Annotated in this window: 21 protein-coding genes; 5 read left to right on the forward strand and 16 right to left on the reverse strand. The window is 41.9% G+C overall.

The window, feature by feature from the left end; genetic code table 11:
* Positions 1 to 111 precede the first annotated feature (111 nt).
* From nusB to glyA, 7 genes are all read right to left on the reverse strand, one after another.
* Positions 112 to 582 (reverse strand): transcription antitermination factor NusB, encoded by a 471-nt coding sequence (nusB, locus tag C9J45_RS02515; protein WP_005370080.1) that lies wholly within the window; start codon positions 580 to 582, stop codon positions 112 to 114.
* A gap of 2 nt (positions 583 to 584) precedes the next feature.
* On the reverse strand, positions 585 to 1,055 hold the full coding sequence (gene ribE / locus C9J45_RS02520; protein WP_006646664.1) for a 6,7-dimethyl-8-ribityllumazine synthase: 471 nt from the start codon (positions 1,053 to 1,055) through the stop codon (positions 585 to 587).
* Positions 1,056 to 1,289: 234 nt separating this feature from the next.
* A complete protein-coding gene (gene ribBA / locus C9J45_RS02525) occupies positions 1,290 to 2,393 on the reverse strand; it encodes a bifunctional 3,4-dihydroxy-2-butanone-4-phosphate synthase/GTP cyclohydrolase II (protein WP_107292110.1) in 1,104 nt (367 codons plus the stop codon).
* Between the two features lie 51 nt (positions 2,394 to 2,444).
* The gene (locus tag C9J45_RS02530) at positions 2,445 to 3,101 is read right to left on the reverse strand and encodes a riboflavin synthase (protein WP_105060781.1); all 657 of its coding nucleotides are present in this window, start codon (positions 3,099 to 3,101) and stop codon (positions 2,445 to 2,447) included.
* Between the two features lie 29 nt (positions 3,102 to 3,130).
* Positions 3,131 to 4,255 carry a bifunctional diaminohydroxyphosphoribosylaminopyrimidine deaminase/5-amino-6-(5-phosphoribosylamino)uracil reductase RibD gene (gene ribD / locus C9J45_RS02535; protein ID WP_107290603.1) on the reverse strand — a complete coding sequence of 375 codons (1,125 nt, stop codon included), beginning with the start codon at positions 4,253 to 4,255 and terminating at the stop codon, positions 3,131 to 3,133.
* A 10-nt stretch (positions 4,256 to 4,265) separates the two neighbouring features.
* Positions 4,266 to 4,715, reverse strand: coding sequence for a transcriptional regulator NrdR (nrdR, locus tag C9J45_RS02540; protein WP_107205413.1), 450 nt, complete (start codon positions 4,713 to 4,715; stop codon positions 4,266 to 4,268).
* 213 nt (positions 4,716 to 4,928) lie between these two features.
* Positions 4,929 to 6,179: a serine hydroxymethyltransferase gene (gene glyA, locus C9J45_RS02545; protein WP_107205412.1), complete on the reverse strand. Its 1,251-nt coding sequence runs from the start codon at positions 6,177 to 6,179 to the stop codon at positions 4,929 to 4,931.
* Between the two features lie 393 nt (positions 6,180 to 6,572).
* Here glyA and C9J45_RS02550 point away from each other — a divergent pair, with 393 nt between their 5' ends.
* Positions 6,573 to 7,187, forward strand: coding sequence for a YitT family protein (locus C9J45_RS02550; RefSeq protein WP_107205411.1), 615 nt, complete (start codon positions 6,573 to 6,575; stop codon positions 7,185 to 7,187).
* 58 nt (positions 7,188 to 7,245) lie between these two features.
* Here C9J45_RS02550 and glnB read toward each other — a convergent pair whose 3' ends face one another.
* From glnB to purL, 3 genes are all read right to left on the reverse strand, one after another.
* Positions 7,246 to 7,584, reverse strand: a complete 339-nt coding sequence (glnB, locus tag C9J45_RS02555) for a nitrogen regulatory protein P-II (protein ID WP_006646656.1) — start codon at positions 7,582 to 7,584, stop codon at positions 7,246 to 7,248.
* 100 nt (positions 7,585 to 7,684) lie between these two features.
* A complete protein-coding gene (locus C9J45_RS02560; protein ID WP_107205410.1) occupies positions 7,685 to 8,089 on the reverse strand; it encodes a hypothetical protein in 405 nt (134 codons plus the stop codon).
* A gap of 178 nt (positions 8,090 to 8,267) precedes the next feature.
* A complete protein-coding gene (gene purL / locus C9J45_RS02565; protein ID WP_107287228.1) occupies positions 8,268 to 12,185 on the reverse strand; it encodes a phosphoribosylformylglycinamidine synthase in 3,918 nt (1,305 codons plus the stop codon).
* Between the two features lie 445 nt (positions 12,186 to 12,630).
* Between purL and mltF the strand changes: the two genes are divergently transcribed.
* The gene (mltF, locus tag C9J45_RS02570; RefSeq protein ID WP_107245682.1) at positions 12,631 to 14,121 is read left to right on the forward strand and encodes a membrane-bound lytic murein transglycosylase MltF; all 1,491 of its coding nucleotides are present in this window, start codon (positions 12,631 to 12,633) and stop codon (positions 14,119 to 14,121) included.
* 80 nt (positions 14,122 to 14,201) lie between these two features.
* On the opposite strand, the gene tadA is transcribed toward mltF, so the two are convergent.
* Together tadA and C9J45_RS02580 are read right to left on the reverse strand one after the other, a co-directional pair.
* A complete protein-coding gene (tadA, locus tag C9J45_RS02575) occupies positions 14,202 to 14,729 on the reverse strand; it encodes a tRNA adenosine(34) deaminase TadA (protein ID WP_107205407.1) in 528 nt (175 codons plus the stop codon).
* A 30-nt stretch (positions 14,730 to 14,759) separates the two neighbouring features.
* Positions 14,760 to 15,650: a LysR substrate-binding domain-containing protein gene (locus C9J45_RS02580; RefSeq protein ID WP_107205406.1), complete on the reverse strand. Its 891-nt coding sequence runs from the start codon at positions 15,648 to 15,650 to the stop codon at positions 14,760 to 14,762.
* A 198-nt stretch (positions 15,651 to 15,848) separates the two neighbouring features.
* On the opposite strand from C9J45_RS02580, the gene C9J45_RS02585 reads away from it, so the two are divergent.
* Positions 15,849 to 16,979, forward strand: coding sequence for an S-(hydroxymethyl)glutathione dehydrogenase/class III alcohol dehydrogenase (locus tag C9J45_RS02585; protein ID WP_005370059.1), 1,131 nt, complete (start codon positions 15,849 to 15,851; stop codon positions 16,977 to 16,979).
* Between the two features lie 83 nt (positions 16,980 to 17,062).
* On the forward strand, positions 17,063 to 17,911 hold the full coding sequence (fghA, locus tag C9J45_RS02590; RefSeq protein WP_045129331.1) for an S-formylglutathione hydrolase: 849 nt from the start codon (positions 17,063 to 17,065) through the stop codon (positions 17,909 to 17,911).
* 124 nt (positions 17,912 to 18,035) lie between these two features.
* On the opposite strand, the gene C9J45_RS02595 is transcribed toward fghA, so the two are convergent.
* The 3 genes from C9J45_RS02595 to guaB all read right to left on the reverse strand — a co-directional run bounded on the left by C9J45_RS02595 (position 18,036) and on the right by guaB (position 23,182).
* On the reverse strand, positions 18,036 to 19,592 hold the full coding sequence (locus C9J45_RS02595) for an AbgT family transporter (RefSeq protein WP_107205404.1): 1,557 nt from the start codon (positions 19,590 to 19,592) through the stop codon (positions 18,036 to 18,038).
* Positions 19,593 to 20,029: 437 nt separating this feature from the next.
* Positions 20,030 to 21,607, reverse strand: coding sequence for a glutamine-hydrolyzing GMP synthase (gene guaA, locus C9J45_RS02600; protein WP_107259502.1), 1,578 nt, complete (start codon positions 21,605 to 21,607; stop codon positions 20,030 to 20,032).
* 111 nt (positions 21,608 to 21,718) lie between these two features.
* Positions 21,719 to 23,182 carry an IMP dehydrogenase gene (gene guaB, locus C9J45_RS02605; RefSeq protein ID WP_107245683.1) on the reverse strand — a complete coding sequence of 488 codons (1,464 nt, stop codon included), beginning with the start codon at positions 23,180 to 23,182 and terminating at the stop codon, positions 21,719 to 21,721.
* 273 nt (positions 23,183 to 23,455) lie between these two features.
* Between guaB and xseA the strand changes: the two genes are divergently transcribed.
* Positions 23,456 to 24,805: an exodeoxyribonuclease VII large subunit gene (gene xseA, locus C9J45_RS02610; protein ID WP_107292111.1), complete on the forward strand. Its 1,350-nt coding sequence runs from the start codon at positions 23,456 to 23,458 to the stop codon at positions 24,803 to 24,805.
* Positions 24,806 to 24,862: 57 nt separating this feature from the next.
* Here the strand turns inward: xseA and C9J45_RS02615 are convergent, their stop codons facing one another.
* On the reverse strand, positions 24,863 to 25,108 hold the full coding sequence (locus C9J45_RS02615; RefSeq protein WP_045150963.1) for a zinc ribbon domain-containing protein: 246 nt from the start codon (positions 25,106 to 25,108) through the stop codon (positions 24,863 to 24,865).
* Positions 25,109 to 25,271 lie beyond the last annotated feature (163 nt).

The following is a 25,271-nucleotide window of genomic DNA, read 5'->3' on the forward strand; positions in this document are numbered from 1 at the left end:
TCAGCCACCATTATAATGCCCTTATCTTTACGATTGCTTCATATCAACACAATAGATAAAAAAAAAGCCAGCTAAGCTGACTTCTTTTATCTAGTTTCGTTACTTCGAAAATTACTTTTCTTTACGAAGTGTTGGTGCAGCTTTATCAAGTACACCATTAACGAACTTGTGGCTATCTTCCGCACCGAATAGCTTAGCTAATTCGATTGCTTCGTTAATAACAACTTTAAATGGTACGTCTTCACGCTTAACCATTTCGTACATTGCAAGACGAAGTAGCGCAAGTTCCATCTGATCAAGATCCTGTAGCGGACGAGATAAGTATGGACGCATCTTGCTATCAAGTTCTTGGTGGCTTAGTACTACGCCTGTGAACAGATCACGGAAGTAGCTAACATCAGTATGTGGTGCAGCAAGAACTGGCGCATCAGCTTGATGTTCTTCTTCTTCAAACTTATCGCCAGAAAGAAAATGTTGCTCAATATCAGCAACATTACCTTTCGTAAGTTGCCAAGAGTAAATAGCTTGTACAGCAAACTGACGTGCATTACGACGTGCGGCTGGTTTCACAGTAACCCCCATTATTAGGATTCGATTTGGGACAGGACATTAACCATTTCGAGCGCGCTTAGTGCAGCCTCTGCCCCTTTATTACCAGCCTTGGTACCGGCACGCTCAATGGCTTGTTCAATAGAATCTACAGTCAAAACACCAAAAGCAACTGGAGTATTATACTCAAGTGCGATTTGTGCTAGACCTTTATTACACTCACCGGCAACATAATCGAAGTGCGGTGTACCGCCACGAATAACTGAGCCTAAAGCAACGATTGCATCATAACGGTCGCTTTTAGCAACCTGTTGAGCAACAAGTGGTAGCTCGTAAGCACCTGGACAACGAACAACAGTAATGTTGTCTTCGCTAACCTGTCCTTGACGTTTCAGCGCATCTAATGCACCTGAAAGTAAGCTTTCGTTAATAAAGCTGTTGAAGCGTGCAATTACGATAGCAACTTTTGCGTTTGGTGCCGCGATGGCGCCTTCAATTACCTTCATGGGCCTTCCTGTGACTATGTCTTTCCGGTTTGAGAAACCGCGGGAGTCTATCACACTTTGCAATATCTCTGCTATGGACAACCGTCGGTTTCAACAGATTTGTTAATATTTATTGCTTATCTGTCCTTGATACGACCAATAAACAGCATTGAAAACGGTAGTTAAAAATAATAATTGTCTTTAGCTACCGCTGATATCAGTTATTTTATCACTAGCATCTAACATTTGGTGAATTTAATCACAAATATACTCAACAACTTCTAAACCAAAGCCTGATAGTGAATGATAACGTTGCGTACTTGATGACAATAAACGCATTTTGCTTACGCCTAAATCAGAAAGAATTTGTGAGCCAACACCAACTTGGCGAGACGGATCTTTCTGTGTCACTTTCACTTTAGGTTGACCTGCTTCTTCCGCCGCAATATTTTTCACTTTATGAATAATGGCATCAGTTGGTTCTTGTTTACTTAAAATAACCAATACACCATTTTCTTCGCTAATGCGCTTCATTGCTGCAGGTAACGTCCATTGCGTTGCACCTGATTGCAGAATATCTTTAAATGTATCTTGCAAGTGAACACGTACAAGTGTTTCTTCACCCTCTTTAATATCGCCTTTACGCAGCGCATAGTGCACTTCGTTATCAATCTTGTCACGGTAAGTGATCATCTCAAACTCACCGAACTCTGTTGGTAATCGACATTCAGCAACACGCTCAATCGTGGTTTCGTGATTATTACGGTATTCAATCAGATCAGCAATTGTACCTAATTTAAGGTCGTGTTTTTCCGCAAACACTTCAAGCTGTGGGCGACGTGCCATCGTGCCATCTTCATTTAGGATTTCAACAATCACACTTGATGGCTCAAGGCCAGCTAAACGCGCAACATCACAACCTGCTTCAGTGTGACCTGCGCGGGTTAATACGCCACCTTCTTGTGCCATTAATGGGAAGATATGGCCCGGCATAACAATATCAGCTGCAGTCGCATTTGCTGCAACGGCTGCTTGTACTGTGCGAGAACGATCAGCGGCTGAAATACCCGTAGTTACCCCTTCAGCTGCTTCAATAGAAACAGTGAAAGGTGTGCCAAACTGTTCGGTATTTTCTTGAACCATTAAAGGCAAGTTCAATTTTTGACAACGGGCTTTGCTCAGTGTCAGACAAATTAGACCACGACCATAGGTCGCCATAAAATTAATAGCTTCAGGTGTAATTTTTTCAGATGCAATAATCAGATCGCCTTCATTTTCACGATCTTCATCATCCATCAGAATAACCATTTTGCCCTGACGAATATCATCAATAATTTCTTTTGCGCTGCTTAAAGCCATAACACTACCCTTAATTCTTATGTACCTTAGCTGACTAGCTAATCATCATATTTAGCCAAGAAAACCCGTTCTCGCTAATAAATCCATTGTGACTTGCGGTTTTTTATCTGCAGCTTTATCACCCAACATTAAACGCTCTAAATAGCGGGCAATCACATCCACTTCAAGATTTATCATTCGGCCTGGTTTGAATGCATCCATTGTTGTTTCTAATGCTGTATGCGGAACAATGGTTAACTTAAATTCATCACCATTAATTTCATTCACCGTTAAGCTAATACCATCAACCGCAACAGAGCCTTTTTCTGAGATATATTTCGCTAAATGTGCGGGTACTTTTACCCAAAACTCAATAGCGCGTCCCGTATGGTGACGTTCAATGATCTCAGCAACAGCATCAACATGACCTGACACCATATGACCACCAAAACGCGTTGTTGGTAACATCGCTTTTTCTAAGTTGACGACCTGGCCAGCTTGATAATGAGCAAAAGCAGTACGTTTTAAGGTTTCTAATGACAGATCAGCAACATAGCCTTTACCTGTCAATTTAACCACAGTTAAGCACACCCCATTTGTCGCAATACTGTCACCCAATTTAACATCGGACAGATCAAGATTGCCTGAGTCGACAGTGACAGAAATATCAGCGCCTTTAGGTGTTAAAGCGGTAATGGTTCCAATTGCTTCAATGATACCGGTGAACATGGAGAGTCCTTGCTTCTTTATTCTATTGATTAACAGCGTTTAACGGTGGCTGTAATTTTTACATCACAATCAACCATACGTAGATCTGTAATATTCAGATCGATAACTTGATCCATCGCGGTTAATGGCGATAAATTCATTAAACTACGACTATCAGCCCCCATTAATTTTGGGGCCTGATATAAAATCAAACAATCAACTAATTGTGCTTCAAGTAATCCACCCGCAAGCCCAGCGCCAGCTTCAACCCAAATATGGTTTATGCCATTTTCTGCTAACTTGCGCATGAGTAATGTGAGATCGAGTTGTTGGCTATTTTCTCGGGTAGGAATTATCCACTGAGACACGGAGTCAGGCCAATCTTCATTACCTATTTCTGCGCGTGCCAAAATCGTTTCTCCCGGAAGGTGAAATAACTGATATGCCGGGGTTAATCGGTTTTGGCTGTCAATAATAACGCGAATAGGTTGACGAACATCTGCTTGTGGATATTCATCTTGAATCTGTGTACCCAACTCACTCCAACGCACATTCAGTGATGGATCATCAGCGATAACAGTGGCACTGGTTGATAATATTGCACCAGCTTGCGCACGATGACGTTGAACATCAGCACGAGCATAAGGCCCAGTGATCCATTTACTTTCACCGTTCGCTAACGCTGTTTTACCGTCAAGACTTGATGCCAGTTTTAATTCAACATACGGCATCTTGGTTGTCATTTGTTTAATGAACGCTTTATTAATGGCTTGAGCCTCTTCTTTAAGAAGCCCTACTTGCACATCTACCCCCGCTTTTTGCAACATTTCAACGCCACGTCCAGCCACTAACGGGTTAGGATCAACCATGGCACAAATAACTCTACTTACGCCTGATTTAATTAATGCTTCAGCGCAAGGTGGTGTGCGTCCGTAATGAGAGCAGGGCTCTAAAGTGACATAGGCTGTTGCACCTTTCGCGCGCGCACCTGCTTGTTTTAATGCAAACACCTCCGCATGGGATTCTCCCGCGCGAAAATGAAAACCTTCACCAAGGATTTCATCGCCATTAGCAATAACACAACCCACCTTCGGGTTTGGCGCTGTTGTAAAACAACCACGTTTAGCTAACTGAATAGCGCGTAGCATTAATCGTGTATCAAGGTTAGTAAACATTACACTCAGCTTAACGTTCTAGTTTGGCTATTTCTTCACCAAACTCACGAATATCTTCAAAACTACGGTAAACCGATGCAAAGCGAATATAGGCGACTTTATCGAGCTCTTTTAATGCTTCCATCACTAAGTTGCCGATCATCTCTGAAGGCACTTCTCGCTCTCCAGTTGCGCGTAAACGAGTTTTTATATTATTAATCGCACGCTCGATGTCATCCGTACTCACAGGACGTTTTTCTAATGCGCGTTGAATACCACCTCGAAGTTTTTCTTCATTAAACGGATCACGATTGCCATTGGTTTTCACCACACGAGGCATTACCAATTCGGCCGTTTCAAAGGTCGTATAACGTTCATTACAAGCTAAACATTGGCGGCGTCGGCGCACTTGGTGGCCATCCGCAACCAATCGTGAATCGATTACTTTGGTGTCATTCGCACCGCAAAAAGGACAATGCATTTAGCCTCCTACATTTAATCGCTTCAGTGTAACTCATTTAAAACCGTTAATGAGAATATTCACCCTGTTTTTCTACTCATTTTGATTAAAAAGCCACGAATAGTCGGTTTATTGTTCACTCCGAAAAAGCGCAAAATATAAAAAAGGCTTACCTAGTGGTAAGCCTTTATCATCATAACTCGACAGTTATGTTACTTAATGCATCTAAGTAGATTAAGCGTAAACAGGTAGACGCTTACAAATATCTAAAACTTTTGCTTTTGTTTCTGCAATAACTTCTTCGTTATCAACATTATCTAAAACATCACACATCCAACCTGCAAGTTGACGCGCATCATCAGCAGTAAAGCCACGACGAGTAATAGACGGTGTGCCAACACGGATCCCTGATGTTACAAATGGGCTACGTGGGTCATTTGGTACACTGTTTTTGTTAACTGTGATGTTAGCGGCACCTAGTGCTGCATCGGCTTCTTTACCAGTGATACCTTTATCGATCAAATCAACAAGGAATAAGTGGTTTTCAGTGCTACCAGAAACAATCTTGTAACCGCGCTCTAGGAATTCACCTACCATTACTTTTGCGTTTTCAACAACACGTGCTTGGTAGTCTTTAAATTCTGGCTCCATTGCTTCTTTAAATGCGACTGCTTTTGCCGCAATAACATGCATTAGAGGGCCACCTTGACCACCAGGGAATACTGCAGAGTTCAGCTTCTTATAAAGATCTTCACCTTCATTAGATAGGATAAGACCACCACGAGGACCTGCTAGTGTTTTGTGCGTTGTTGTTGTAACAACATGTGCATGTGGAACTGGGTTAGGATAAACACCCGCTGCAATCAGACCCGCTACGTGCGCCATATCCACAAAGAAGTACGCGCCAACTTTGTCTGCGATTTCACGCATGCGTTTCCAATCAACAATTTGAGAGTAAGCTGAAAAACCACCGATGATCATCTTTGGTTTATGCTCAAGCGCTAACGCTTCAACTTCAGCGTAATCAATTTGACCGCTTTCATCGATACCGTATGGGATCACGTTGTAAAGCTTACCAGAGAAGTTTACTGGTGAACCGTGAGTTAAGTGACCGCCGTGAGCAAGACTCATACCTAGTACGGTATCGCCAGCATTCAGAAGTGCCATGTAAACAGCATTGTTCGCTTGTGAGCCTGAGTGAGGCTGAACGTTCGCGTATTCTGCACCAAATAGCTGACAAGCACGGTCGATAGCCAGTTGCTCGGCTTTATCAACAAACTCACAACCACCGTAATAGCGCTTGCCTGGGTAACCTTCAGCATATTTGTTTGTTAGCTGAGAGCCTTGCGCTTCCATTACACGTGGGCTTGTGTAGTTTTCAGAAGCAATCAACTCGATGTGTTCTTCCTGACGAGCTGTTTCTTCCTGAATGGCTGCAAATAGTTCCGCATCATAATCAGCAATATTCATATCGCGCTTTAGCATCTGTATCTCCTAACTCAGCTAAGTTAAATACCATTTTGAGCAAAAACTGAAAAATCGCAATGCTAGGCGCCACGTGGACGCAAACGTTTTCGTCTTGCTTGTTAATTATCGTCTATCTTACATAAATTGATCTAAATCAGGTAGTCCTAATTGTTCTTTTTCTTAATGATTAACTCGGTTTATTTTCAATAGAGCATGAATAATTTTCATCTTGATATACGATTCATGGCTCGATTTTAAATCAAATATAGATGGCAAGTATTTTAACAATAAAATTATTTACAACAGTGTAAAAAATAAATTACAACGCTAAAAAGTGCTTTTCACACGTAAACTTTTATAAATTCTTATTCCCTCTTACTATGGCTTTATTATTTACAAGGAGTTGTTCCATTGAGTCGTATTAAACATCCTGTTCATGAAAATATGATCGCTATTTTAACGGGGACATTTATTGTTGCTCAGGGCATATTTTTTCTACAGCAAAGCCAGTTATTAACGGGAGGCACGACAGGACTCGCGTTACTACTCACCCATTTTGTCGATATCTCTTTTGGTAAGCTGTATTTTTTAATGAACTGTCCGTTTTATTTAATGGCATGGTTTAGAATGGGCAAATCTTTTGCTATTAGCAGCGTCTTATCTGGTGCATTGGTCTCTATTATGGTGGATAACCTTCACCATGTATTAGCTATCAGTTGGCTTAATCCAATTTACTGCGCAGTGATTGGTGGCTTATTGATGGGGCTTGGTATGCTGATATTATTCCGTCATCACACCAGTCTTGGTGGATTTAATGTTCTGGTTTTATTCCTTCAAGATAAATTTGGTATTTCAGCAGGAAAAATCCAAATGTCGATAGATATCTGTATCTTGGTTGCATCCTTTTTCTTTGTTACCCCAACCACTTTATTGCTTTCAATTCTTGGTGCAATTACCCTAAATATTGTCCTTGCAATGAACTACAAACCAGGCCGATATAACCCTGTGGTCCCTGATGTGAATTAGCAATAAAAAAGGAGCATTACAGTCAATGTAATGCCCCTTTTTTGTATTCTTATACAACTTAAATCGCGTCTTCGTCTTCTTCTCCGGTACGAATACGCACTACACGTTCAATATCAAACATGAAGATTTTACCATCACCAATCTTACCTGTTTGTGCCGTTTCAACAATCGTATCAATGCATTGCTCTGCTACTTCATCAGTGACAACAATTTCAATTTTCACTTTAGGTAAAAAATCGACCATGTATTCTGCGCCACGGTATAATTCGGTATGGCCTTTCTGACGTCCAAACCCTTTCACTTCAGACACAGTCATGCCAGTAATACCTACTTCCGCTAATGCCTCACGAACGTCATCAAGCTTAAATGGCTTAATTATCGCTTCAATTTTTTTCATTCTCATCATCCTTTACTGAGCAGAAGTAATATTTTTACTTACAAGCAATTGATTTAATTGCTCTCATTATCGCAGATCCTACAGACAAATTTAAATTTATTTAAACTTCATGCAGTAAGTTTCGATCCATCCTACGCAATAATAAAAAAACTGAATACACTAAAACTACACTATTTAGCCCTAAGATCACCTGATTGCGATAAATACTAGGGACAAGTTCGGGGAGTATCGGAATAATACTGATATTAAGAAACATCGTTGCAGCAGGTATGTAGAAATACAGAGGAAGAAATCCCCATTTTTGGCCTTTTAGTAAACCAATAATTGCCAACACGCCAGAAAATAAGACCAGTAAAACGATAATATTTGGCACTATAACTATTTGAGAGGTAGTAAAAAATTGGTCAAATCGGTCGAATTGACGAAAAATGCTCAGCGCAACCAGCACTGCCAGTATTTGGGATGCAATACATAAACGTAAAACTCTGGGAATACCTTCTCCCATATATAATCCTTTATCGCAATAAAAATTCCATTACATCTTATTCCCCAATTATAACCGTCTATTTTCAATTTTTAATGTGATTATTATCAATTAAAGGGTTGAAAAAGTGATTTTTATACAAGAAGAATAAAAAACCGCCATTTCTGGCGGTTTTTTGATTCTTCAACGCTGTTCTTTATTAACCTAAATTAACACGCGCATTTCTAAACATACGCATCCATGGGCTATTTTCACTCCAGTCATCTGGGTGCCATGAGTTTGCAACGGTTCTAAACACACGCTCAGGGTGCGGCATCATGATGGTTACACGGCCATCTGTTGTCGTCACACTGGTAATACCGTTTGGTGAACCATTAGGGTTCGCAGGGTACTGTTCTGTTAGCTTACCGTAGTTATCAATATATCGTAGTGCAACAATATCGGTTTGCTCTAATGCAGCAAGATGATCAGCATTACGCACTTCAACACGACCTTCACCATGAGATACCGCAATTGGCATGTGAGAGCCTGCCATTTCGTTAAAGAATAATGATGGGCTTTGTTGTACTTCAACCAAGCTAAAACGAGCTTCAAAACGCTCAGATTCATTGCGTACAAAACGCGGCCATAAATCAGCACCTGGAATTAAGTCACGAAGGTTAGACATCATCTGACAACCGTTACAAACACCTAATGCCAACGTATCATTACGGTTAAAGAAAGCTTCAAATTGATCACGCGCAATATTGTTAAACAATACTGACTTCGCCCAACCTTCACCCGCACCTAATACATCACCGTAAGAGAAACCACCACAAGCAACTAAGCCGTTGAAACCATCAAGTTTCACGTTACCCGCTAAAATGTCACTCATATGAACATCTTTCGCATCAAAGCCTGCACGATCAAAGGCTGCCGCCATTTCAACGTGAGAGTTAACCCCTTGCTCACGTAAAATCGCCATTTGCGGTTTAGCGCCAAGATTAATCGCAGGGGCAATAAATGGAGCCGCTACATCATCATTAATATCAAACGTCAGCTTGACATTTAAACCAGGATCTTGGGTATCTTTCTTGGCTTCAAATTCTTGCAATGCGCCAGCTGGGTTATCACGCATCGCTTGCATTTGGTAAGTAGTTTCAGCCCATACAGCACGAAGTTCGGTACGGTTTTGCTCTAGCACTAAATCATTGCCATTCCAAATACGAACAACATCTTCTTCAACCACAGTACCTAAAATATGGCTGCATGCTTCAAGACCGTTTGCTGCAAGTACCGACTGAACAAAATCAAGATCATCAGTACGTACTTGAATAACGGCACCTAACTCTTCGTTAAATAGCGAGGCTAATACATCATCAACTGCATCTTCACTGCCAGTATTAATATCAACTTCAATACCCGTGTGGCCTGCAAATGCCATTTCAGCTAGCGTGACGTATAAACCACCATCACCACGGTCGTGGTAAGCGAGTAGTTTTTCATCACGTACTAACGATTGCATTGCATAGAAGAAGCCTTTCAGTAATTCAGGACTATCTACATCAGCAGGCTTATCACCCAATTGCTTGTAAACCTGCGCCAGTGCTGTTGCACCTAGGCGGTTTTTACCACAACCTAAATCGACTAATAATAGGCTTGTATCACCTTTATCTGTACGCAGCTGAGGTGTCACGGTTTTACGCACATCTTCAACACGACCAAATGCAGTGATAATCAGCGACAATGGAGACGTCACTTCTTTCTCTTCACCGTCTTGTTGCCACTTGGTTTTCATTGACATTGAGTCTTTACCAACAGGAATCGTCAAACCAAGTGCTGGACATAACTCCTCACCGACCGCTTTCACGGCTTCATATAAGCCAGCATCTTCGCCAGGGTGACCTGCTGGTGACATCCAGTTAGCCGAAAGATTGATACGCTTCATATCACCAATATCGCTACACGCAATATTAGTAACCGCTTCACCGACAGCTAAGCGTGCAGATGCGCCAAAATCGAGTAATGCAACAGGTGTACGCTCACCCATAGACATCGCTTCACCATGGTAGGTATCGTAACTAGCAGCAGTAACTGCACAGTTAGCAACAGGTACTTGCCATGGACCTACCATTTGATCGCGTGCAACCAAGCCGGTAACTGTGCGATCGCCAATTGTAATAAGGAAGGTTTTTTCAGCCACAGCTGGCAGACGGAGAATACGCTGCGTCGCTTCAACTAAGTCAATACCACTGCGGTCAATCGCTTGGCCTTCTACTTTTTGTGATTTTACATCACGGTGCATTTTCGGCGCTTTGCCCAATAGAATATCCATTGGCATATCAATTGGCGTATCGTCGAAATGGCTATCTTCTAAGGTTAAATGACGCTCTTCTGTCGCTTCACCCACAACGGCATACGGCGCACGTTCACGCTGACAAATCGCATCGAAAACCGCCATATGTTCTGGTGCAACGGCCATAACATAACGCTCTTGAGATTCGTTACACCAAATCTCTAGCGGGCTCATACCTGGTTCATCGTTAGGAACATCACGAAGTTGGAATTTACCACCACGCTCGCCATCATCAACCAACTCAGGTAAAGCGTTTGAAATACCACCCGCGCCCACATCGTGAATAAAGGCAATTGGGTTAGCGTCACCCAGCTGCCAACAGCGATCAATCACTTCCTGACAGCGACGTTCCATTTCTGGGTTTTCACGTTGTACAGAAGCAAAATCCAGATCTTCTGCCGATTGACCTGATGCCATTGATGAAGCAGCACCACCGCCAAGACCGATATTCATTGCAGGGCCGCCAAGAACAATTAACTTCGCGCCAACTGGAATTTCTTTTTTCTGTACGTGATCAGCACGGATATTACCCATACCACCCGCGATCATAATTGGCTTATGGTAACCACGTACTTCTTCACCGGCATGCGACGTCACTTTTTCTTCGTAAGTACGGAAGTAACCCAATAGGTTTGGACGTCCAAATTCATTATTAAATGCCGCGCCGCCAAGTGGGCCTTCAAGCATAATATCAAGCGCTGTAACAATGCGGTCTGGTTTACCAAAATCAGTTTCCCAAGGTTGTTCAAACCCCGGAACTTTAAGGTTAGAGACAGTAAAGCCCACTAAACCTGCTTTAGGTTTACCGCCAATACCCGTTGCACCTTCATCACGAATTTCACCGCCCGAACCTGTTGATGCGCCCGGCCATGGGGAAATAGCGGTTGGGTGGTTATGCGTTTCTACCTTCATTAAGATATGAGTATCTTCATGGTGGTAGTTATATTGACGAGATTCTGGATCGGGGAAGAAACGCCCTACTTTTGAGCCTTCCATTACTGCTGCATTGTCTTTATACGCCGACAATACGTGCTCATGGTTTTGCTCATAGGTATTTTTGATCATCTTGAACAATGACTTGTCTTGATCAACACCATCAATAGTCCAATCTGCATTAAAGATTTTATGTCGACAGTGCTCTGAGTTCGCCTGAGCAAACATCATCAACTCAATGTCATTTGGATTTCGACCTAGTTTGGTGAAGTTCTCAACTAAGTAGTCAATTTCATCTTCAGCTAAGGCAAGTCCTAACGTAAGGTTGGCTTGCTCTAATGCCTGGCGACCACCAGCAAGGATATCAACGCTTTTCACCGGTGCTGGCTCTGCTTGTTTGAATAAAGCAGCCGCAGCTTCAAAATCGCCAACAATCACTTCCATCATGCGATCGTGGATTAACGCTTTGACTTGCGCTAATTGTGATGCTGATAGCTCGCAAGTTGATTCAATGTAATATGCGGTACCACGTTCAAGACGCTTAATTGATTTTAAGCCACAATTACGGGCAATATCGGTCGATTTTGATGACCAAGGAGAAATTGTCCCCGGACGAGGGGTAACAAGTAGCAAGGTGCCACAAGGCTCGTGCTCTGCAATCGTTGGACCGTAAGTTAAAAGACTCGCTAGTTTGCTATGCTCATCAGCAGTAAGGGCAGCAGATACATCAGCAAAGTGCATAAACTCAGCATAAATACCTGACACAGGCAGATCGAATTCGCGGCAACGCTCAAGTAGCTTATTAACGCGAAACTCAGACAGTGCGGGTGAACCACGCAAAATTTCCATGTGCAAACGTCTCTCGATTAGCGGTTAAAGAAAAGTAATATTGGCCTAACTCCCAAAAAATGGGGTAATTACGTCAATGTCACCTCTGATTTATCCCTGATTATTGACTAAATAGATGAATAATCGATTTCGCACCCGCGCAGTATAAGCGATTTTTTTTTGTGACGTAACACCTGACGCAACCGTTTGCGTGTTTTTTTTTCAAACATCCTGAATTTATCAGTAATTTTGACATTAGCCCGATTTTTTGAGCAAAAACTAACCGATAAAACAAAAGGAGACTATTTTTTTGTTTCAATCCGTGAATTAACACATCCAACGACAGGGTTCAGCTTTTCCACTACCGTTCACTTTGATATAAATGACAGCTCATTTTTAAGTTAGGTTAGCTTTGTTGATATACCTTCAATCTCTTACCAATATATACCGTGTACTCATATCATTAATGCTTGCTTTATTATTAAGTGGTTGCCAATGGCAAGAAAAACCGCTTGATCCTTTAGAGCGCATTCGTGAAAGCGGTGTATTACGTGTAGGTACGTTAAATAATCAGCTGTCTTATTATATAGGGGCTGATGGACCAACAGGCCTAGATTATGAATTAGCTCAACGTTTTGCTAAAGAGCTAGGCGTAAAGCTGGAAATGCAAACCATGTTTACCCTCTCGGGCTTATTCCCTGCTTTAAAAAATGACGATATTGATATTGTTGCAGCAGGATTAACGGTAACGCCTCAACGTTTGCAAGGTTTTCACCCTGCTCCTGCTTATTATTATGCCAGCCAAGTGGTTGTTTATAAGAAAGGGAAACGCCGCCCTCGCGATATTGAAGAATTAGCCAATACTGACCGTTCGTTAGCTGTTGTAGCTAGCTCTAGTCATGAACGTAAATTAGAAGAGCTCAAGAAAAAATATCCCAACCTAACATGGCAATCGATCAAAGAAACCGATATCGATGACCTATTACGTAAAGTCGCTAATGGCGAGTTAGATTATACCGTTGCCGATTCTGTTGATGTTGCCCTACTACAACGAACTCATCCTGAATTAGCAATCGCACTTGAACTAACTGAAGATGAACCTATTAGCTGGTTTGTCAAAGACAGTAACAATGACAGCTTATATGCCCTCTTAATTGAATTTTTTGGTCATATAAAACAAAGCGGTGAATTAGCACAGCTAGAAGAGAAATACTTCGGCCATGTCGAACAATTTGATTACGTTGACACTCGTGCATTTTTACGCGCACTCGATAATAAATTGCCTAAGTGGCAAGGGCTATTTAAAAAGTATGCTAACGAGTTTGATTGGCGTTTAATTGCCGCTCTTGCTTATCAAGAGTCGCATTGGGATCCACAAGCGGTTTCTCCAACAGGCGTTCGTGGCATGATGATGCTGACCAATCCAACTGCGAAATCTGTTGGTGTTACTGATCGCCTCAATCCAGAGCAAAGTATTCGTGGAGGTACCGAGTATTTGAGAAAAATGGTTGCCCGTGTGCCTGACAGTATTGATGAGCACGAGAAAGTTTGGTTTGCTCTTGCCTCATACAATATTGGATTCGGTCATATGATGGATGCTCGTCGTCTAACGAAAGCACAACATGGTAATCCCAATACATGGGCTGATGTAAAGCAACGTTTGCCACTATTACAACAGCGAAAGTATTACACGCAAACTCGCTATGGGTATGCGCGCGGTACAGAAGCGGTTAACTATGTTGAAGGGATCCGCCGTTATTACCAAAGTATTATTGGTTTTGAGCAGACGCATAGCGACAATTATGATGGTGATGATGTCACGATTATTAATGGATTACAGACCATCACATTACCGAATAAACTAATACAAACTTCATCAGCGGCAAGAAACACCCTAACTAGCCCTTCTCAGGCGACAGCAACCTCAGCTGCGATTTCGGTCTCGACCTCAAAATAAATCGCCCACAATATAAAATTTAAAAACAAAAAAGCTCAGGTTATCCCTGAGCTTTTTCTTTTCCGTTGTTAGGCGATAGGTTAAAGCGACTGATCATTCGCCATCTGTTGTTTAGCTAATAGCTTTGCCGCTTTTTTCTCTGCTCGTCGACGTTTAAAAAAAGCTTGTAGCTGAGCACGACATTCCTCGACTAATACGCCTGATGTTTGCTCTACATGATGATTGACGCCATCATAGCTAAGTAAATTCATGGTACTTCCAGCCGCCCCTGTTTTTAGATCATCAGCACCGTAAACGACCTTTCCCACACGACAATGCACCATAGCTCCTGCACACATTGGGCAAGGCTCTAAAGTGACATACAATGTAGTATCAATTAAACGGTAATTTTCTAGCACTTTACCCGCTTGTCGCAACGCCATTATTTCTGCATGCGCTGTGGCATCATGTTGACCAATAGATCGGTTCCAGCCCTCACCCACCACTTGACCGTTATAAACAACAACGGCCCCAACAGGTACTTCACCTTCTTCTTCTGCTTTGGCTGCGAGCTCTATCGCACGGCGCATAAAGTGTTCGTCGTTTGGTTCTACTTGTATCGTCATCATTTACATATTCAGTCAAAAATACATTTTAGCTTATACGTCGTAATGGCTAATTCGCGGTAATTTCTCGGCCAAAAAGTCCACCAGCATTCTTATTTTAGGTGATAGGTGACGGTTATGTGGATACAGCGCCCAAATCCCTTCATCTGGCTCTTGGTAGTTAGTCAAAATAGGAACAATGGCACCCGAATCTAAATCTTTATCAATATAGTAATCAGGTAACTGCGCTATACCGATCCCTTTTAATACCGCATCACGTAAACCGTAACCACTATTGCAGTTTAAATTCCCAGAGACTCTAACACTTTTCTCTTTGCCTGATTCTTGAAAACGCCAATGATCATAGTTTCCGATCAAGCAGTTATGGTGACGTAATTCAGAAAGTGAATGTGGTACACCAAATCTTGCAAGATAATCAGGAGACGCACAAACATACATCGTACGAGAAGTTAAACGTTTTGCCATCATTGAAGAGCTTGTCAAACGACCAAGACGAATCGCTAAGTCAAAGCTACCTTCAACTAAATCAACCTGTCTATTGGTCATATCAATAACCACTTCAAGTTCTGGGTATTGCAGCATGAAATCATTCACTAACGGCATGATATATTTTTCACCGTAGGTGACAGGAGCCGTTAATTTAATTAAGCCTTGAGGTGTTCCACGTAAGTTACTTAATGCGCGTTCAGCTTCTTCCAAACCGTCCATCACTTGACGACAGTGCTGGTAATACACATTGCCTTCTTCGGTCAATGACACCTTACGCGTAGTACGATAGAATAATTTCGTATTAAGTCGATTCTCTAAGGCACTGACTTGTCGGCTCACTTGCGCAGTTGAAATACTTAATCGTTTAGATGCCGCTGTAAAACTTTCAGTTTCAGCTACAGCTACAAATTCTGTTACGCCTTCCCATAGGAACATCTTACTTACCTATATTTTGATACCAATAACAGTCATTATTACTGTTAGGTAAAAGTTATTTGCACTTTAACCTAATTATCATTTATTCAGAAATAAATACAATAGTCTTCATCGAATCGAGACAGAGAAATTTCGATTAAACTTAATTACTCTCTACGAATATCAATAACAACGTAGAACAAATAGAAGAGAATTATAATGACTGATAAATTTATCAAATCAAAAGCTGCGATTGCATGGGGTCCAAACCAACCACTTTCTGTTGAAGAAGTTGATGTAATGCTTCCTCGTGCAGGTGAAGTTCTCGTTCGCATCGTTGCAACTGGCGTATGTCATACTGACGCATTCACACTATCAGGTGATGATCCAGAAGGTATCTTCCCTGCAATTCTTGGTCACGAAGGCGGCGGTATTGTTGAAATGATTGGTGAAGGCGTTACCGATCTTCAAGTAGGCGACCACGTTATTCCACTTTACACAGCAGAATGTGGTAAGTGTAAGTACTGTCTATCTGGCAAAACAAACCTTTGTCAGGCAGTACGTGAAACTCAAGGTAAAGGCTTAATGCCAGACGGTACAACACGTTTCTACAAAGATGGTCAACCTATCTTCCATTACATGGGTTGTTCAACATTCTCTGAGTACACTGTTCTTCCTGAGATTTCACTAGCGAAAATCAACAAAGAAGCACCACTAGAAGAAGTTTGTCTACTAGGCTGTGGTGTAACAACAGGTATGGGTGCGGTACTTAATACAGCGAAAGTTGAAGAAGGTAGCACTGTTGCTGTATTCGGTCTTGGTGGTATCGGTCTAGCAGCGATTATTGGTGCAACTATGGCGAAAGCAAGCCGCATCATCGCTGTTGATATCAACGAAGAAAAATTCGAATTAGCACGTAAGTTAGGTGCAACTGACTGCATCAACCCAATGAAGTTCGACAAGCCGATTCAAGAAGTGATCGTTGAAATGACTGACGGCGGTGTTGATTACTCTTTCGAGTGTATTGGTAACGTAAACGTAATGCGTTCTGCACTTGAGTGTTGTCATAAAGGTTGGGGCGAATCAGTAATTATCGGTGTGGCTGGCGCAGGTCAAGAGATCTCTACTCGTCCATTCCAACTAGTAACAGGTCGTGTATGGCGTGGTTCTGCATTCGGTGGTGTTAAAGGCCGTTCAGAGCTTCCAGGTATCGTTGATCGTTACATGGCAGGTGAATTCCAACTTGATGACTTTATCTCATTTAATATGGGCTTAGACAAAATCAACGAAGCATTCGACCTACTACACGAAGGTAAAAGTATCCGTACTATTATCCACTTCGATAAATAAGAATATAATTACATAATAATTAATGCGCAGAGATCATCTTCTGTACCCTATCTCTGCGCCTAATCTGACTGAGAGAGCATCCCATGCCTTTAGAAAACATTAGCTGTAATAAAACTGCTGGCGGTTGGCATAAACAATATACACACCGCTCAGAAGTACTTAATTGCGATATGCGTTTTGCTATTTTCCTACCACCACAAACGGCTGCAGGACAAAAAGTACCAGTACTTTACTGGTTATCAGGCTTAACGTGTACTGATGAAAACTTCATGCAAAAAGCGGGCGCTCAACGTATCGCAGCAGAATTAGGTGTTGCCATTGTTGCACCCGATACTAGCCCACGCGGTGAAGGTGTAGAAGATGATCCTGCAGGTAGCTATGATTTTGGTTTAGGTGCTGGGTTCTACGTGAACGCAACAGAAGCACCTTGGAATCGTCATTACAACATGTACGATTACATTGTTAATGAGCTACCAGCATTAGTTGAAGCGCACTTCCCTGTATCAGATCAGCGTGCAATCAGTGGCCACTCAATGGGTGGACATGGCGCATTGATGATTGCGATGCGTAATCCTGAGCGTTTTTCTTCAGTATCTGCATTTAGCCCAATTGCTAATCCAATGAATTGTCCTTGGGGTCAAAAAGCCTTCACTGGTTACTTAGGTAGCAACACTGAAACGTGGAAGCAATACGATTCAAGCGAGTTAATTCGTAAAGCTGAGAAAAAACTGCCAATGCTGGTTGATCAAGGTACTCATGACAACTTCTACATTGAAGGTCAACTTCGTACCGAAAGTCTAGCTGCCGCTGCAAAAGCAAATAACTACCCGGTAGAAATTCGCATGCAAGATGGTTACGACCATAGCTACTACTTTATGGCAACATTTATTGAAGATCACTTACGTTTCCACGTAGAGCACTTCAACAAGTAATGAGTATGCGTGTCATACTGAAGTATTCACATAATATCTTCAGATGCTAAATAGAAAAAAGCCTCACTATTCTTAGCGAGGCTTTTCTTTTATCTGCTCAAATTTAAATGTTCAGTCACTTAAATTATAAGCTGTATGTGTATGGCGCTTGTACACCTAGAGGAATGCCTAACGCCCAGTAAGCAAGTAAGAAAATTGTCCAACCAACTAACATTGCAATTGAGTATGGCATCATCATTGACGCTAATGTACCGATACCAGAACTCTTCACATAACGTTGCATGTAAACAACAACCAATGGGAAGAACACCATCATTGGTGAAATGATGTTAGATACAGAGTCACCAACACGGTATGCCGCTTGCGTTAATTCTGGAGAAATTCCTACCGCCATTAGCATTGGAACCATGATAGGACCAATCAGTGCCCATTTTGCCGATGCAGAACCCACTAACAAGTTAACACTCGCCGTTAATAAAATCATACCCACAATCGTTATCTGGCCTGGCAAATTCATTTCTTGCAGTAACTGCGCGCCAGATAGTGCTAATAGCGTTCCCAGGTTAGATTGGGTAAAGGCTACTAGGAACTGAGCGATGAAAAAGACCATGACCATAAAGCCTGCCATACCAGCCATTGTAGTAGACATCGCTTTAATTACATCGCTGCTTTGCTTAAAGGTACCAGCAACGCGACCGTAAATGATCCCAGGGATCACGAACAGGATAAAGATTAGCGGTACGATTGATTGCATTACCGGTGCATTAAACGCTGCTATTTCACCCGTTGGGGAACGCAGTGGTGATGATTCTGGCCATACCGCTGCAACTAATAGTACGATACCAGCAACCATTGCCCAACCCGCGTAAGAAAATGCTTTGCTTTCAAGTTCAGTGAAAGAGCCCATATCAGGTGCTTCTTCCGCATCTTCATCGATAGCTGTTTTACTTAAACGAGGCTCAATCACTTTATCTGTAATGTACCAACCGATACCAATGATCACGATAGATGATAAACCAGTGAACATTAAGTTCGCTAGTGGGTTCACAATGTAGCTAGGATCCATAATACGTGCAGCTTCTTGGGTAAAGCCTGCTAGTAATGGGTCAATACCAGACGGAATAAAGTTTGCTGAGAAACCACCTGATACGCCAGCGAATGCAGCCGCAATACCCGCTAATGGGTGACGACCTGCCGCATGGAAAATAATACCACCTAGTGGAATAACCAGAACATAACCCGCATCAGCTGCAGTATGTGAAACAATCGCAACTAAAATTAACATTGGCGTTAATAGTTTAGCAGGGGTCACATTCAGCATCTTCTTTAGGCCGGTATTGATAAAGCCAGAAGCTTCAGCAACACCAACACCTAACATTGCCACCAGTACAATACCTAATGGGGCAAAGCCAGTGAAATTCTTCACCATATTGGCAAGGAAACTCGCCAACGCATCACCTGTTAAAAGATTGTTTACTTGTACAACTTGTTGTGTAACAGGGTGAACTAAACCAAAGTCAAACTGAGACATAATCGCGGAAAGTACCCAAACTGCGATTAATCCCCAAAAGAATAATAAAGCAGGATCTGGGATCTTATTACCTGCTCGCTCAATACCATTTAAAAACTTATCCATAGCACTTGATGGCTTCGGTGCTTGATTTAATGTTTTTTCGTTCATGGCAACTCCGTGCCCCCATATTGGTTACGTCTGCAAAGTGGACTTACTTTAGTAAGTCTCATTGTTTTGCCTTTCAGCTACTACGGCTGAATTTAGGTCGGGTGATTGTAGCGAAATACAATAAAAAAAAAGCCATATCACCTAACGAATAACTAAACCTTATTACGGAAGATTGTAACCAAGCATTAACCATAAACAATAAAGCAACAACTCAGTAAACAATTAAAAACATAAGCACCAACAAATACAAAACAAGTCTCAATCGCTTAGTTATACCTCTAGAAAATCCCCTCCAACAAGTAACCTTACGTGAAGCATGTCTTTCCTCATTTTCATCTTCATTTGAATGGATATCTATAAAATATGAGCAATAAAAAACCCTAGTAAGTCACCTTACTAGGGTTTGATGTTTGCTCAGTATTTTTCAGTAAGAGAGATTATTCCCACTCAATCGTTGCTGGCGGCTTACCTGAAATATCGTAAACCACACGAGAAATACCATCGACTTCGTTGATAATACGGTTCGATACTTTGCCAAGGAAGTCGTAAGGCAGGTGTGCCCAGTGTGCTGTCATAAAGTCGATTGTTTCTACTGCACGTAACGATACAACCCAATCATATTTACGACCGTCACCCATTACGCCAACAGAGCGAACGGGTAGGAACACGGTAAATGCTTGTGATACTTTGTTGTAAAGATCGGCTTTGTGAAGCTCTTCAATGAAGATAGCATCTGCACGACGAAGTAAATCACAATACTCTTTCTTCACTTCACCTAGAACGCGTACACCTAAACCAGGCCCAGGGAATGGGTGGCGGTAAAGCATGTTGTAAGGTAGGCCTAACTCAAGACCGATCTTACGCACTTCATCTTTAAATAGCTCTTTTAATGGCTCAACTAGACCCATTTCCATATCGTCTGGTAGACCACCTACGTTATGGTGAGATTTAATCACGTGTGCTTTGCCTGTTTTCGATGCTGCAGATTCAATCACATCAGGGTAAATCGTCCCTTGTGCTAACCACTTCGCATTTTTTAGTTTCTTAGATTCTTCATCAAATACGTCAACGAATACATGCCCAATCTTCTTACGTTTCGCTTCTGGCTCATCAATACCTGCAAGTGCTGATAAGAAACGATCCTCAGCTTGAACATGAACAATATTTAAACCAAATTTATCGCCAAACATGTCCATCACTTGTTGACCTTCATTTAAACGAAGCAGGCCGTTATCAACAAATACACACGTTAGCTTGTCGCCAATCGCACGGTGAATAAGCATAGCAACAACTGATGAGTCTACGCCGCCAGAAAGGCCAAGAATCACTTCATCGTCACCCACTTGCTCTTTAATACGAGCAATAGCATCTTCAATGATATTTGCTGATGTCCATAGCTTTTCACAGCCACAGATATTCATTACGAAGTTCTCAATTAACTTCATACCTTGACGTGTATGCGTCACTTCAGGGTGAAACTGAACACCGTAAAAACGCTTCTCTTCATTCGCCATTGCTGCAAATGGGCACGTTTCTGTTTCTGCAATTTTGATAAAATCTGACGGGATTTCTACCACTTTATCGCCATGGCTCATCCACACATCCATTAATGGTGTGCCGTCTTCGGCTGTTGCGTCTTGAATACCTTCAAGGAAATGTGTTGGTTCAACAATTTTAACTTGTGCGTAACCAAATTCACGCTCAGATGAACCTGCAACTTTACCGCCTAACTGCTCAGCCATGGTTTGCATGCCGTAGCACACACCAAATACAGGTACACCTGCTTCAAATACATATTGTGGTGCACGTGGAGAACCGGCTTCCGTTACACTTTCAGGACCACCAGAAAGAATAATACCGTTTGGCGCAAATTCACGGATATCGGCTTCATCAACATCCCAGCTCCAAAGTTCACAGTACACACCAATTTCGCGAATACGACGGGCGATTAGCTGTGTATATTGAGAGCCAAAGTCCAAAATAAGGATACGTTGTTCATGAATATTTGTGGTCATGGTCATTAGTGAATGTTCTCGAATAATTTTATATATTGGGAGCAAAGGCTCTGCTCCCGATGTTATTTCTTACTGACGTAATAGTTAAACCCAAAGATGAGTGGGTAACAATTAACCCATACGGTAATTAGGTGCTTCTTTAGTAATAGTCACATCATGAACGTGTGACTCTTTCATGCCAGCCCCTGAAATACGTACAAATTCAGCTTTAGTACGAAGCTCTTCAATCGTTGCTGAGCCCGTTAGGCCCATGCTTGAGCGTAAGCCACCCATTTGTTGGTGAACGATTTCTTTTAGGTAACCTTTATAAGCAACACGGCCTTCAATACCTTCTGGTACCAATTTGTCAGCCGCATTATCAGTTTGGAAATAACGGTCAGAAGAACCTTTTGACATTGCGCCTAGTGAACCCATGCCACGGTATGATTTGTATGAACGACCTTGGTATAGTTCAACTTCACCCGGTGCTTCTTCAGTACCAGCAAACATAGAACCTACCATTACACATGATGCACCAGCGGCAATCGCTTTACACATATCACCAGAGTAACGAATACCGCCATCAGCAATAACAGGAATACCGTATTGATCAGCAACAGATGCCGCTTCTGAAATTGCGGTAATTTGTGGAACACCAACACCTGTAACAATACGAGTTGTACAGATTGAACCAGGGCCGATACCAACTTTTACTGCACTCACACCTGCTTCAATAAGAGCACGCGCACCTTCAGCCGTAGCGACATTACCGCCAACAATTGGAAGATTAGGGAATGCCGCACGCGTTTCACGAATACGTTGTAGAACGCCTTCAGAGTGACCGTGTGAAGAATCGATAAGCAGTACGTCTACGCCAGCTTCAACCAAAGCAGCTACACGCTCTTCATTACCAGCACCAGCACCAACCGCAGCACCTACACGTAAGCGGCCGCGCTCGTCTTTACAAGCATTAGGTTTACGTTCTGCTTTTTGGAAGTCTTTTGCAGTAATCATGCCTTTAAGGCGGAATTCATCATCAACAAGTAACACCTTTTCAACACGGTGTTGTTGCATGATAGCTTCAACTTCTTCACGAGATGCGCCTTCTTTAGCCGATGCTAAATCTGCTTTAGATGTCATCACTTCTTCAACTGTCTTTGAAAGATCAGTAACAAATCGAACATCACGACCTGTAATAATACCAACTAACTCATTGCTATCTGTTACTACAGGGTAACCAGCAAAACCGTTCTGCTCTGTTAATCGCTTAACATCAGCAATCGTTGCGGTAGGTTTAACAGTCACAGGTTCAGAAACAACACCTGCTTCGAACTTTTTCACCATGCGAACTTGATCCGCCTGCTGTTCGATAGACATATTTTTGTGAATGAAACCGATACCACCTTCTTGAGCAAGACCGATAGCTAAGCGACCTTCAGTCACAGTATCCATTGACGCTGACACCATTGGGATATTAAGAGAAATATCTTTTGTCAGTTGAGTGCGCAGATCGGCAGTGTTAGGTAGAACGGTTGAATGGGCAGGAACCAGCAAAACATCATCGAAGGTTAAAGCTTCTTGTTTAATTCGTAACATTGCAATATCTCACACCGAATAGGGGTTTAAAGAAGGATAAAATATTGCGGTCGAATTATACGTATGAAGCAAACGTTTGGCTAGATTTTTTTTAATTTTTTTTCTTGACACATTTTAATTGATAAGTAATATATTTCGGTTAACTATCCGGTGATGCGGTCAAGGAAATACGGCCAAGATCTGTCCATTGATCTGCCTGTATACTTTATGTCTTATTCGGTTTTATTTTGACCGCCTGCCTACTACTTCATTCGATAGCAGGTACCATTCCTAGTGACCACTTTTTCCCCTCAAAGCCAAACGAATAGTCGTATTTACACGGTTTCTAGCTTAAATGCACAAGTACGTCTCGTACTTGAAAATGAAATGGGTGTAGTGTGGCTTATTGGTGAGTTATCTAATTTTTCGATGCCCGTTTCTGGTCATTGGTATTTCACCCTGAAAGATTCACGTGCCCAAGTTAAATGTGCCATGTTTAAAGGCAGTAATCGACATGTGACCTTTAAACCTGCCAATGGTAATCAAGTATTAGTTAAGGCGCGTTTGTCATTATATGAACCACGTGGTGATTATCAGCTGATCATTGAAAGTATGCAGCCAGAAGGCGATGGTCGCTTACAACAGCAATTTGAACAATTAAAAATGTCGTTAGCAGCGGAAGGTTTATTTGCGCAATCACTCAAAAAAACGCTGCCAGAACAACCTAAACGAGTAGGTATTATTACCTCAAAAACAGGCGCGGCTCTGCACGACATTTTACACGTTTTGCAACGTCGCGATCCGAGTTTACCCATTGTGATTTATCCAACCATGGTACAAGGCGAAGGCTCTGCAATTTCTATTGCACAAGCGATTGGTCGAGCCAATGCTAGACAGGAATGTGATGTATTAATTGTCGGTCGAGGTGGCGGTTCACTGGAAGATCTTTGGGCATTTAATGAAGAAATTGTCGCGCGAACCATTGCCGCTAGCCAGATCCCCATTGTCAGTGCGGTTGGCCATGAGGTCGACGTCACTATCGCTGATTTTGTTGCCGATGTCCGTGCACCAACACCTTCTGCTGCCGCTGAGTTGATCAGTCGCGATATGACTCACCAAACACAATTACTCGATCGTAAAAAACAACAATTGCGCCATGCCGTCAGGTCGTATTTATCACACTCTTTGCGCCAAGCAACTCAACTACAACACCGTTTAGAGCGTCAGCATCCACAGCTTCGTTTAAATCAGCAGCAGCAACATCTTGATGAAATTAGTCAACGCTTAGTTCAAGCAATGCAGAAAAAATTACAAAAGCATCAACAACATATCGATAGTAATAACTATAAAATATCACTTTACTCCCCCGCTACGTTAGTAAGCAATGCACAACGAAATTTAGAGCGGAGTGAACGAAGATTCTATGATGCTTTAGACCGTAAGCTGCTAAATGCAAAACATAAATTAGCGGTGGCGGCAGAAAAACTAGAAACAGTAAGCCCACTAGCAACTTTGGCCCGTGGTTATTCTATTACTCGAAATGAGCAAGGTGATCTAATCAGAAATACATCACAAGTTCAGCAGGGGGATAAACTTATCACCACAGTAACGGATGGTGATATCCATTCCTGTGTTATCAAATAACCATAGTATCTGTTAACAAAAATGGCGCTATTTAGCGCCATTTTTTATACATTCTATTTAGCGTGTCTCAGCACGCATTTCAAATTGTACCTTAACCCGAGATTTAGACTTTAACTCATTGCAATGATTACAAAAATAACTTGCAGAACCACACGCTTGTAATCTTTCTAACTGCTCATTGCAATCAGGACAAAATACATGTTTCTCAACTTGTTGTTGGCAAAAATCGCAAAAATAGCCGTGATCTTTCCAACTTAATAAGCTGCTACATTGCGGACAAATATTTTCAACGTTATCAGCCATGCTCTTCGACCTCTGTACAAAATTTACATCTTCGAATGATTATTAAGTGCGGTAATCAGAAATACAATTATCTTGCGCGTAGAACTTCATCTTCATCACAAAGAATTATCATAAATAAGTTTTTTCCATTATTCGACAATCATAAAACAATCAATTTAGATCA

It is taken from the genome of Photobacterium sp. GB-1, assembly GCF_003026165.1.
GTDB lineage: Bacteria > Pseudomonadota > Gammaproteobacteria > Enterobacterales > Vibrionaceae > Photobacterium.